The 13132-nt window shown below is 24.2% G+C and carries 9 protein-coding genes; 6 read left to right on the top strand and 3 right to left on the bottom strand.

Annotated elements, in window-relative coordinates:
- The first annotated feature begins 236 nt into the window (after positions 1-236).
- On the top strand, positions 237-1217 hold the full coding sequence (pfkA, locus tag ACXX84_RS03735) for a 6-phosphofructokinase (protein ID WP_436358982.1): 981 nt from the start codon (positions 237-239) through the stop codon (positions 1215-1217).
- Positions 1218-1405: 188 nt separating this feature from the next.
- Here pfkA and ACXX84_RS03730 read toward each other — a convergent pair whose 3' ends face one another.
- Both ACXX84_RS03730 and ACXX84_RS03725 read right to left on the bottom strand, forming a co-directional pair.
- The gene (locus ACXX84_RS03730; RefSeq protein WP_436358980.1) at positions 1406-2956 is read right to left on the bottom strand and encodes an MATE family efflux transporter; all 1551 of its coding nucleotides are present in this window, start codon (positions 2954-2956) and stop codon (positions 1406-1408) included.
- Complete coding sequence (locus tag ACXX84_RS03725) at positions 2956-3615, bottom strand: deoxynucleoside kinase (protein WP_436358978.1); 660 nt, start codon at positions 3613-3615, stop codon at positions 2956-2958. Before ACXX84_RS03725 ends, ACXX84_RS03730 begins: the two co-directional genes overlap by 1 nt.
- Positions 3616-3800: 185 nt before the next feature.
- On the opposite strand from ACXX84_RS03725, the gene ACXX84_RS03720 reads away from it, so the two are divergent.
- Genes ACXX84_RS03720 through ACXX84_RS03700 form a run of 5 tightly spaced genes read left to right on the top strand, consistent with a single transcriptional unit; the run spans position 3801 to position 10432 of the window.
- Positions 3801-4868 carry a YitT family protein gene (locus tag ACXX84_RS03720; RefSeq protein ID WP_458572927.1) on the top strand — a complete coding sequence of 356 codons (1068 nt, stop codon included), beginning with the start codon at positions 3801-3803 and terminating at the stop codon, positions 4866-4868.
- A gap of 50 nt (positions 4869-4918) precedes the next feature.
- Positions 4919-5842, top strand: coding sequence for a nucleotidyltransferase (locus ACXX84_RS03715; protein ID WP_436358973.1), 924 nt, complete (start codon positions 4919-4921; stop codon positions 5840-5842).
- Complete coding sequence (locus tag ACXX84_RS03710) at positions 5826-6188, top strand: hypothetical protein (RefSeq protein WP_436358971.1); 363 nt, start codon at positions 5826-5828, stop codon at positions 6186-6188. Before ACXX84_RS03715 ends, ACXX84_RS03710 begins: the two co-directional genes overlap by 17 nt.
- 10 nt (positions 6189-6198) lie before the next feature.
- Positions 6199-9360, top strand: a complete 3162-nt coding sequence (locus ACXX84_RS03705) for an AAA domain-containing protein (protein ID WP_458572926.1) — start codon at positions 6199-6201, stop codon at positions 9358-9360.
- Positions 9350-10432, top strand: coding sequence for a class I SAM-dependent RNA methyltransferase (locus ACXX84_RS03700; protein ID WP_458559585.1), 1083 nt, complete (start codon positions 9350-9352; stop codon positions 10430-10432). The genes ACXX84_RS03705 and ACXX84_RS03700 overlap by 11 nt, the downstream gene beginning before the upstream one ends.
- Before the next feature lie 125 nt (positions 10433-10557).
- On the opposite strand, the gene ACXX84_RS03695 is transcribed toward ACXX84_RS03700, so the two are convergent.
- Positions 10558-12852, bottom strand: coding sequence for a hypothetical protein (locus ACXX84_RS03695; RefSeq protein ID WP_458572925.1), 2295 nt, complete (start codon positions 12850-12852; stop codon positions 10558-10560).
- Positions 12853-13132 lie beyond the last annotated feature (280 nt).

The following is a 13132-nucleotide window of genomic DNA, read 5'->3' as shown; positions in this document are numbered from 1 at the left end:
ATTAAATTAACACATATTTATAAAAAGTGACATTTTATATCTGTAATTACAAAAAAAATACAAAAAAGTTGTTTTAAATGAAAAAAATGCGAAAAAATTAACTTTTTTAATTCAAAATAACAATTAAAAACTATTTTTAAACTAAAAATGGAAAAAAATAAGTAAAAATATTAAAATATTTTTTGATTTTTCTTAAAAAAAATTTATAATTTAATAGTTATTTATTAAGGACACAAATGAAAAAAGAAATTAAAAAAATTGCAATATTAACTTCTGGTGGTGATGCACCTGGGATGAATAATGCTGTTCGTGCAGTTGTTAAACATGCACTAGCAAATGAAATAGAACCTTTTTTAGTTTTTGAAGGTTATAAAGGATTATATGAAAAAAATATAGTTCCTGCTTCAAAATTTAATGTTGATGACTATGTTTCAAAAGGTGGAACATTTATTTTTTCAGCAAGATTCCCTGAATTTAAACAAGAAGAAACAAGAAAAATTGCTAAACAAAATTTAGAAGAATTAGGAATAGATGCACTTGTTGTTGTTGGTGGTGATGGTTCTTATATGGGAGCTCAATTACTACACGAACTTGGAATTAAAACCATTGGATTACCAGGCACAATTGATAACGATATTACATCAAGTGATTTCACAATCGGATATGATACTGCTTTAAACACAATAGTTGAAGCTGTAGATAAATTAAGAGATACTTCAAATTCACACAACAGATTTTTAATGTTAGAAGTAATGGGACACGGTGCTGGAGATTTAGCTTTATATTCTGGTCTAGCAACTGGTGCTGAAATTATTATTACAAACGAATTAACAATGACTAAAGAAGAAATTGCTAAAGTTGTTGAACACCAAATTAAAACAATGAAAAAAAGAAGTGTGATAGCTATAGTTAGCGAATTTATTTATCCTAATCTAAAAGAAATTGCAAGTTTTGTTCAAGAAAAAACAGGAATTTCTTCTAGAGCAATGGCTTTAGAACATGTGCAAAGAGGTGGAAATCCTTCAGCACAAGAAAGAATCTTAGCTACTTTAATGGGAATGAAAGCTGTTGACTTACTTAAAAAAGGTGAATCTGGAGTTGCAATAGGTGTTAATAAAGGTGACATTGTTGCTACACCTATATTAGAAGCTTTACAAGCACCAAGAAAAAGTAATAAAGAAAAAACAATAAAATTCAATAAATTAAATCAATCATAATAGGAGAAAAAATGAGAAGAATTAGAAGAAAAGAAATGGCTGAAAGAAAAGCTAAAAGAGTAGAAAAAATTAGAAAAGAAGCTAAAAAAGCAGCAGCAAAAGCTGCACAAACAAAATAATAAAGAATTTGAGTTTAAACTCAAATTTTTATTTTAAAAAAATCAGTAATTTAATACTGATTTCTTTCTCTAATGTGTAATGTTTCTTGCTCAGTTAGTTTTAAAATAAAACAACTCATAAATAAATAATTTTACTAAGTCCGAAGTGAATAAAATAAAGTAATAAAAGGCAAATTGATAATTTAAACTTAAATTAAAATTCGGTATAAAAACAAAAACTATTAAAGTTAATCACAATATTTGACCAATTCCTGAACCAAATTGTAATATAGAAGTTAAATTATTTTTTCCTCCCGCTTCCATAGTTCTAACACTAGAACTAAAAATTATTCATATAGGATTAAATATAGCAATTGAAATTGATGTTAGTTGTATTTCTTTTAAATAATATGCTGAAGCTAACTCTTTTTGTTTATCAATTATATTTTGTGATACCCCTATTTGTTTTAATTGCTCTTCTAAACCAGTCTCAACACCAGAAGAAAAGAACTTCATAAAAGGAATAAATATAATTAAAATCGCAAATATACATGATAAACCTAATGCAATTACAAAATGAAATCCCTTTAATTCTTTAGCATTTTTCTTTGCTTCTTCAATTTCATTGTTTCCTAATTTTTTTCCAACAAACAACGTGACATTAGCACCTATAATCCCAAAAGTCGATGTAAAGATATTGGTTAATGATGTTGTTATTCCTAAAATAGCTGCAGCACCAAGTCCTCAGTACTCCTTATATTCTCCATAACCCAATGAACCAACTTTATAACCTGCTGCTCATAAAAAAGTTCTTATGGAAATAAAAACAAAGCTAGATGAAGATAAAAGAAAACTTGGTATTCTTTTTAAAAATAATATTCATATTTTTTTGCTAATCTTAAATATTTTTAAAGGATTTACAAGTGTTTTTTTACTTTTGAGTCCCATAAAAACTAAACTTACAGCTAAACTCACAATACCTGAACAAACAGTTGCTCATGCAGAACCAACAACTCCAAATTTTGGTATTAATGTTAAATTTAAAATTATATTTGTTAATAAACTAGTTAATGATATATATAATGAAATTCCACCATTACCTGTTTCTCTTAATAAAGAAATAGTAGTAAAAGAAATAGACATTAAAATTCAAGATATAACAATTATTTTTATATAATCTGTTGCTTGTTTTACAATATCTAAATAAGTTTGACTATGCTCTCCATTGACTATATTATTATCTTTTGCAATCGTCTTTATAAAAAATTCTGGAGATATTAAAATCATAATTGAAAATATAAGTCCAAAAGCAAAAGAAATTAAATATCTTGTTCTCAAAACTTCTTTTGTTTCTTTTGATTTTTTGGCGCCCCAAAATTGACCAAATAAAGGCATTCCAATTGCATTGTAACTTATTAAAATTCCACCAATAATTCCGGTGAATGCGTTTGCAAAATTTAATGCTGAAACACCACCTGAAATTCCTGTAACCATAAAATTATCAATAAAACCATTTAAAGATACTAAAAAACCGGACAATACTACAGGTATTGCGATTTTTGAATATAATTTTCAACGTTCTTTTGTAGAAGGGAAAAACGATAAAATGAAGGATAAAAATTTATTTCTCGTCGTTATCATTATTTTCTATTTTTCGAGTAATTTTTAATAATTTCAATAACTTTTTCTTCCACTTGCTCTTCATTTAAACCGTTGGTGTCTACTACAACATAATTTAAGTTAAATTCTTTACATAATTTTTCAAAATAAGGTTTGTAATTTCTGTGTAAAACTTCAAAATATTCTTTATTTTTTTCTCAATTGTCTGTTTCTACAGCTCTTTCTCTCTTGAAAAATCTTTCTTTAAATGTTTCAAAAGAAATATCTAAAAAAATTGCAAGATCAGGAAATTCTTCTGGTGTAATCAATTCTCTAAAAGCTAGTTCATATGCTCTCATATATTTAGGTTCTTTTTTTGCTAAATTTATTTGAGCAAAGATGTGATGTTCAATTGAAAATCTATCTAAGAAAAAAAATCCTTTTTCTTTGTTTTTTAGATTTCTTTCTTTAAATTTATTTAGTCTATCTGCAAAAATTGATGAATGGTTTTCAATAATGTATGTTTGAAAACCAATTGTCAAATTTTCTCTTTGTTCATATAATCACTTTAAAAATGTGTTGAAAACTTCGTCGTTTTCATTAAATTCTAATAACATTTCTGAATTTGGAAATTTTTTTACTAAAGATGATGTTAGTGTACTTTTTCCACTACTAATCATTCCGCTAATACCTATAACCATTTTATTTACTCCTTGTTTTTTTGTGTGTAATTTAATAATAAACATTTTTTTAAAAAAACAAAATAAAAAAAGCAATAATTTCAAAAAAACATTTTATAGAAATCTTTTTTTTATTTTTTGAAAATTTTTTTTATTTTTTTTGAAAAAAATATAAAATATTAACGTAAATAGCACATAGGAATAATATGAAAAAAAACTATAATACTTTTATTAAAAAAATTAAAAAACTTGAAAATGAATTAATTAACACTGGTGATAATAATCCTAAGAATTTTATTGATGTTTGTAAAAAGAAACCTTTTTCAATCTTTATGATGTTGGTTTCTTCTTTTCTTTTTACTTTTTCAATAGTAATTGTACTTGCAAAAGCTAAAACAATTCCTTCTGGATTAACAGCTATCCCAACTCTTATTACATATATTTTTAGTGAAACAAAACATTATTTTTCTTTACTTTACTTAGCACTAAACTTACCGCTAATCATTTTATTTTGAAAACATTTAAAAAGAAGTTTTATGTATTTAACGATAATTTGAATGATTTTTCAAAACTTATGAAATTTATTTTTTAATATAACAGTAGTTCATGACTTTTTAAGTAACCATATAACTGTTGAATCTGATAATTGAGATGTAGTAAAAGCACTAGAATTAAACACAGATTTATGACCTATTCTATATTATACCTTTTTAGGTTCTGTACTAATAGGAGTTTCAATTGGTCTTGCTTGAAAATTTGGTGGTTCAAGTGGAGGGACAGATTTTATTTCTTATTACTATTCAACTAAAAAAAGAAAACCAATTGGAAAAATATTATTTTCTATTTCTATTAGTATAGCTTTTGTTTCATTAGTACTTTTTGGAACACTTGGTTATTTTAATATTGGAGAAGGAAAAATACATAAAATTTTAGGAATTCAAGTTGTTTCCACTATTATGTATATATTCCTAACATCAATGATAGTAAACTTAATTTATCCAAAATACAAAAAAGTGGAATTAACTTTTCACACTTCTGAGCCTGAAAAAATTCTTGCTCATTTAAAAGTTATGAAATATTGACATTCCTATAATTTATGAGAAGGGATTTCTGGATATACAGGAAAACCAACATATAAAATCAAAACTATTGCATTATATTTAGAAGTAAAATACATTGTAAATGAATTAAAAAATGTTGATCCAAGCATTTGAATCTCTATCAAACCTGTTTTAGAAACAAGTGGTTTATTTGACACCTCAAGAATAGAATAATTTTTAAATTATTTTATTCTTTTTTTTACAGATTTTAATAAAATTATTTTATGGCAATAGCAATAATAGCAGAATATAATCCATTTCACAACGGACACAAATATCAACTAGAATATGTTAAGAAAAATTTCCCGAGTGACAAAATATACATCATACTTTCTGGAAAATATGTGCAAAGAGGGGAAATGGCAGTAGCTTCTTTTGAAAAAAGAAAAGAACAAGCACTTAAATATGGTGCTGATTTTGTTGTCGAATTACCCTTTGAATATGCAACTCAAGCAGCCCATATTTTTGCAAATGGTGCTTTAAAAATCATTAATGATTTAAAAATTGATAAACTTATTTTTGGAAGTGAATCAAATAATGTTGATAATTTATACAAAATTGCTGAAACTATTTATTATAATGAAGAAATTTATAATAAACTAGTTAAAAAATACTTAAAAGAAGGGTTTTCCTTTCCAAATTCAAGTGCAAAAGCCTTACAAACTTTAACTGGTGAAGAAATAAGATTACCTAACGATATTTTAGGATTAGAGTATGTTAAATCAATTGTCTTCAATAATTATCCAATTCAAGCCTTTTGTATGCAAAGAACAGTTGATTTTCACTCAGAAACCACTTTTAACGAATTTGCTTCAGCAAGTTTGATAAGGAAAATGATTTTTGAAAAACAAGATATTTCTAAATATACACCTATGAAATTTGATAAAATTCCTGATAGGATAGAAAATTATTATTCTAAATTTCAAGATATTGTAAGAAATACCCCTGCAGAAATTTTGAAATTAAATCCAATGATTAGTGAAGGAATGGAAAATTTATTTAAAAAGCATATAGAAGAAAAAACTTATGATGAATTTGTAAATAAATGTAATTCCAGAAGATATACAAGTAGCAGAATCAAAAGGGTAATGCTTTATATTCTACTTGAAAAACATAAAAAAGGAGATGAAAATGAGAACAAAAGATAAAATTTTAATTGTTTTTTTAACAATAATAACTTTGGGTTTTATTTGGATTTATTGAAAAAATAAATCCAAAAACAAAACAGAAAATCAATTATCAAAAAGTTATAAAACAAGCATAAATGTTGCTTTATTAATTGAACTTCTTGGTAAAAAAGAAAACATTAATAAAATAGAAAATAGTCATAAAAAAATTAAAATTTATTTAAATAACACTAAATTAGTTAAAGCTGAAGAAATACAAAAATTAAAAGGAATTTCGGGTGTTTTAGTTTCTAGTACTTATGTTAATTTAATAGTAGGAAACGTTGCTGAATACCTAAAAACAGAAATTGAAAATATAATGAAGTAAAAGGAAAAATATGAATATCAACTTTGATGTAATAAAGAAAAATAAAGAAAATTATAAAAGAATTTTAGACAACTTATTTGATGTAGATAGATTTGATACATCGCTTTTTGTTAACATAAATGATCATGATTTTATGGATGTATTCAAGTTGTTTGATCAAAAACAATTTGAAAAAATCTATACACAAGCAAATTTTAGAGTTGCCTTAACTGAAAACAACTTAAAAAAAATAGTAAATGAAATAAAAGACGCTTCTTCTGTTGAAGAAGTTGAATCTATTTTTATAAAAAATAATGATATTTTAAGTGCAGAAACAAAAGTTAAATTAGAAAAAGATTTTGATAAAGAAAATAAAGCACTGCAATCCGAATTAAAAGAAAAAATACAGAAAAATAGTTATAAATGAAAGAAATTTTTAACCAAAGCAAGAAGTTTAAATAGTGAAAGAAATATTTGACCAATGCAGATAGGAATGCTTTTTGTTTCTGTTGAAATTGAAAAAAGAAAAATATTTGCTCCTTTATTTTTTAAAGAAGTTAATATTGATATTTCTAATTCACAAGCTTTTTTATTTTCTGATGGAGAAATTAAAATTAATGAAAAATTAATTTGAGTTTTAGAAAAAGGAAATTATTTACTAGGAGTGGATATTGATGTTTCTAGATTATCTATTGAAGAATTGGAAAAAGTTATAAAAACTAATTGATCAAATTTCAATATTAAAACTTTTAAAAATAATATTTCCAAAGTTAATGTGGATTTAATTGATAATAATTTACATTTTCACCCTGGTATGGTTTTAGGAATTTTTAATTCATTCGGAAGTCACCAAAGAAAAATAATGGAAAAAATTATTGAAAATGATGAATTAGATGAAATTTTAGATGTTGACTTTAATAAAAATAATTACAAAAACAAAGTTAATAAAATAATCTTTAATAAAGTTTTTAACTTTGTAAAAATAAATAAAACTAATTATTCTCAAGATAAAGCAACAGTATCAGCTCTTTCTCAAAATACCATAATTTGAGGTCCTCCAGGTACTGGAAAATCACAAACTATTTCTAATATTATTGCTAATATTATTATTTTTGATAAAAAAGGTCTTGTTGTTTCTCAGAAAAAAGCTGCTTTAGATGTTTTAAAAGATAGAATGAATAAGTTATCAATTTTTTGCTTATTTATTTTAAATGATAATTCTATGAATAAAGCAACATTCTATGAACCTATAGAAAAATTAATTAATATATTAGAAAATTTTGAAAATAAATCCAATATTGAATCATTGAAAATTATTTATGATGATGAAAAAGAATATATAGATTTATTTAATAAATTTGCTAATAATGAAAATCTTGAACAAAAAATTGAAAATTATTCTTTTATAAAGAAAAATGTGGCATCTTTATCTCCAAATACAATTGAATCTTTATATAAAATTAGTAAAAATATTAGTATTAATACAGATGATTTTAGAGAAAATATTAAAAAATTAAAGTGAGCTATTTTAGATGCAAAATCAGGAAAGAAAAACAATTTCTTTCAAAAAATTTTTAAAAAATTAACTGATGAAGATAAACAAGATATTGAAATTATTAAAAAAGAAATTCATAATTTTAATGGGAATTTAAAAGAAATAACCGATAAATTAAGTTCTTTAACTCCACAAGAATTGAGTGACATTAATAGTTTCTATGAATTTGTTTTTGAAAGCTCAAAACAAGATATTTCCAATGAAGAACAACTTGTAAACTTTACCTTTTATAGATTATTTAAAAAACTAGAAAAAATTAATCAAAATAAGGAGATGAAAAAACTTTATTCAAAATTTGTTCTTGCAGTTAGAACAAAACATAGAGATCCTTATAAATTTGTTCTTGAACACCACCAAATTATTAAAGAATTATATCCTATTATTATTTCTTCAGTAGATACAGAACTAAGTAAGTGAGATAAAAATGAATTTGACTATGTTATCCTTGATGAATCATCACAAATCTTTATTGAAAAAGCATTTCCAATACTATATTTAGCAAAAATCAAAATTTTTGCTGGTGATGACAAACAAATGCAACCTACAAGTTGATTTTCAACACGAAGCAATGTAGAAGATGCTGAATTAGGAAACATTGAATCCATCTTAAATTATGCAGTTTTTAAAGGTGTTTATAGTATTTTACTAGATAAAAATTATCGTTCCAATTATGCTTCATTAATGACTTTTTCATCAAAACATTTCTATAATTCAGAACTTGATGTAATAGATAAATTTAATACAAAAAATCATAACTCCATTGAAGTTATTCAAACAGATGGTGTATGAGAAAATAAAATCAATAAAAAAGAAGCAGAAATTGCAATTGAACAAACAAAAGAAAACCTAAACAAGTATAAGAAAATTATTCTTTTAACCTTTAATAGTTCCCAAAGAGAATATATTGAAAATCAAATTTTAAACAATCATCCAGAATTAGAAGAAGCTCTAATTAGTGAAAAAGTTTTATTGAAAAACATAGAAAACATTCAAGGGGATGAAGCCGATTTATTAATAATTTCTGTTGTTTATGATAAAACTACCGCATTACATACTACTTATGTTTCCCGTTCAGGTGGAAAAAACGCTTTAAATGTTGCTGTTTCAAGAGCAAAAGATAAAATAATTGTAATTAAATCTCTAAAAGCAGAAGAAATTGAAAATACTAATCAAAATGAAGATATTGCTTTATTTAAAAAGTGATTATTATTTTTAGAATTAACAAATGAACAAAGAACCAACTATTTAAACTTAGAACTTAAAGATGAAGATGAAAGTAATAATAATAATAATAAAGTCCAAATCCATAATAAATTAAAAGAAGAAATTTATGATACTTTTGAATCTGATTCCTTTTTTGAAACTCAAAAATTATATGTAAAAAAAGATTTTTCTATTGGTAGTCAAAATATTGATTTAGCAATTACTAATGAAAAAAATAAAATATTAGTAGCATTTACGATCGATGATTATAGTAGCTATAATTCATATGAAAACTATATAATCAATAAAGATAAAAATAATTTTTTAAAAGCTAAAAATTACAAAATAATCGAAATAAAAAAAATAGATTGATTAATTAATAAAGAAACAATTATTAACAATATAAAAGAAATGATTTCTAGAGATGATAACTAAAATATTTTTTTATAATCAAAAAGGTGAAGGTGTTGGTTTATGAAATCAAAAACCTGTATATTTACCTTTTACAATTTTAAATGAAACTGTGGAATTTACCTTTATAAAAGAAGAAAAAAATTATTATATAGGTAAGGTTACAAAAATAATAATAGCAGATAAAAATAGAAATCTTGAAATCCCTAAAAATGCAGATTTTATAGGTGGATATGAATTAATGCATATGAATAAAGAAGCAGAAAAAGAATACAAAATTTATAATTTAATTTCTGTATTTAAACAAATTGCAAAAATAGATTTAAATCAATATAAAATTAATTATTTTCAAGGAACAAAAGAGTTAAGATATCGAAATAAAATCACTTTATTTGATGGTGGATTAAAAAAGAAAAATTCAAATGAAATTTTCTATTTAGACGATTTCTTATTAACAGATATAAAACCATTTAGTAATCAAAAAGGGAAAATTATTATAAGAAAACTTGAAACGCAAATTGAAGGACACAAAAAAGATAATATCTTTACTTTTGATAATTTTAAAAACCTTCGTTTTAAGGTTTCCATTGGTTCTTTTTATCAAGTGAATAAAGAAGTTGCTCTTGAAGCTTATTACAGAATTAAAAATTTTATAAATCAAGATGCTAAAGTAGTAGATTTATATTCAGGAATTGGTTCAATTGCTTGTTTTATAAGCAGCAAAGCTAAAACTATTGAAGCGGTTGAAATAAACAAAAATTCATATAAAGATATGTTATATAATATTAACTTAAATAAAATAAATAATATTACTCCTTTCAATCAAGATGTTTATAAATATTTAAAAAATTTAAATTCTTTAAAAGGGAAAACTATAATAGTAGATCCTGATCGCACTGGTTTAAAGAAAGAAGTAATAAATGAATTACAAAGGTTGCTACCTGATAAAATCATTTATTTATCTTGTAACATTTCAACACAAGCATATGACATTTCTCTTCTAAAAGAAAACTATAAAATTGAATATATTGAAATTTTTAATATGTTTTGTAAAACTTTTCACATTGAAAATTTAATAGTTTTAACCAAAAAATAAAATATGTTATAACAAAAACTCCATCTTATTTTAAGTGGAGTTTTTTGTTTATGAATTTCAACATAAATCCATTCTTTAATTAATGATTTATAGGATTAAAAAGTAATATTTATATTCTCAAATTTTTAACTTGGGTTATTTTGTTGCTTTTCGTTTTCTAATCGTGCTTCTTCTAATGCTTGTTCTTTAAGTGCATTTATTTTTGCAATAGTTTTTGTTTCCTTGCTTCTTAAAGCTTCTAAATAGTATTGTCTTCTTTCGAAAATTACATGTTCTACTTCATATATAGCATCACTTCTTTTGCTTTCAACATAAGAAATAGCATATTTTATTATGTGATCTTCTACATACTCTTGAAAATTTGCACCTCTTGTGTCTTTACTATCGAGAATTTCATTGGCTTTTGCTATTTCATAGTCATCTCCTTCTAGTATAAGAATTGTTTCTCTTGCTTTTTGTATAAGATCTTCAATAATTTTATTTACTTTATCTGATATTGTTTTTAGTTCATCAAAAGTAGTTGCTGAATTTACAGTGTTAGAAAATTGATTTTTAGCTTCACTTCCTTCTCTTAAATTCTTATAAATTAAATGTAAAAGTTTAGGTTTATAAGATTTTATTAATCTATCTTTTTGTTTCTCTCTAGTTTCTGTTGCTTCATTTTTAATTTCTTCTAATTTAGTTACATTAGGTGCTAAAGAAAGTTTATTAATTAACTCTTCTTTTTTAGCTTTGAACTCAGAATTCTCTTCTACTTCACTACCTTCTATACTATCAATAACTTCTCTAACTTCCTGTACTTTTTCGTTAAATTTGACATTTGATTCATTTATGATTTTTTTCAACTCTGCTTGATTTTCTTTATTAGTTTCAATTTGTTGGTTCAAAAAATCATACTCACTATGTCCTACTAGTTTAATAATAGATGTTCTCGCTTCATTTAATGAAGTTGCAAGTGAATTTTGTGCAGTTTCTTTAGCTTCAGTAATCTCTTTCAAAGTTGAATTATAATTATTAACAATATTTAATAAATTAGTTTTTTCTTCTCCTTCTGCTAACTTATTAATTTCATTTTTTGCAATTATACGAGCCTGTTCTTTTTCCTGTTCATTTATTGCTTTGGATTTAATAACTTTAACTTCATCAATAGTATTTGCAGATATTAACTCATTTGTTAACTCTTCTTTTTTTGTTTCATTAGTTAACTTAGCAATTTCTGCTTCTGCTTCTTTTTTAGCATTTGCTAATTCTTTTGCTAGTTGCTTTTCAATTTCTTGTTTTACTTTGTTTAAATCTTGAAAAGTTGTTGTTGAATCAACTTTTGATTTAAGATTTGTTTTAATATCGTTGTCTTGAATTTTATCTGCTTGAAGATGATTCTTTCTTTTCTCTTCATTTAATTCTTCTTGTTGTTTTGCGATAGCTTTATCTATTACTGCTTGAACTAATTCAACTGTATTAGCAGAATCTAATTCAGTATTTAAAGGATCTTTATTTTCTTGTTTAGTTAATTTAGATATTTCAGTACGAGCATCAACTTTCTTTCTATCTACTTCAGTAGTGTATTGTTCTTTTTCTTTTTCTCTTACTGCTTTGTCTTTAATTACATTAGCAGCATCAGTAGTTGTTGCTACTTCTAATTCTGTTCTTAACTCTTGTTTTTTAGATTCATCAGTTAGTTTAGAAATTTCAGTTTCTGCTGCTTGTTTTGCTGCCGCTAGTTCTTTAGCAAGTTGATCTTCAATTGCTTTTTTAATTTTTTGGATTATTTCTTCAACTTTTGCTTTATCTTCATCATTTATAGAATTAAGTTCATTAGCAAATTTTATTCTTTCATCAGAAGATTCAAGTTTATCAATTAATAAATGTGCTTCAAGTAATACTTGTGCAAATTCTTTAATTTTAAAGATTTCTTCAGGAGAATTAGTACTTTCTAATTTTTGATTTAAAAAAGGTTTTTGTGCTTCTTTTTCTAATGAATTAACTGCAGCTTGTGCTTCTGCTTTTAATGCTTTAGTAATTCTATCTTTAATTGCTTCTAACTGAGCACTTGTAGTAGCATCATTAATTTCAGCAGTGAATTTATCTTTAATTTCTTGATTTGAAAGTTTATCTTTTAAAGCATTTGCTTTATTTTTTTGCTCGTTTAATTGAGTTGTTAAATCATTTGCAATCTCATCTTTAATTGCATTGATTTCTTCAATTGTAGTTGTTGCATCGATTTTTTGTTTAAAATTGGATTTCTTATTTTCATCAAGTAGTTTATCTGCTTCTAAATTAGCTTCAACTTTTGCTTTTGTATAATCACTTTGATTATTATTTCTACTATTTCAAAAAACAGTTGCAGTTGTTCCTATTGATGTTGAAAGTGCTGTTAATGCTAGTACACTTATTAGAATTTTTGCATTTGGTTTTGCCATAATTATCTCTCTTTTTATTAGTTTATTTTTAAATAATATTCTTTAAAATATGGTTATAAAATTATCTTTGAACTGCAAGTATAATTACTACTACTAATAAAATTATGTATGCGATTCAGTAAATAATTGTTGTTCAAACTGCTCTTCTTGTTCAACCACTTTTTAAAGCAGAATTTTGATCAAATTTTTCAACTTTTTGAACTACATTGTTTTGAAATACTAAAAAGTGGGTAGTGTAAGATATTTTGTGTAAATTTCTCTTGCTTACTTTTTAGTAAGA

Source organism: Mycoplasma sp. AC157, from assembly GCF_054343415.1.
This window is presented reverse-complemented; position numbering and strand designations above follow the sequence as displayed.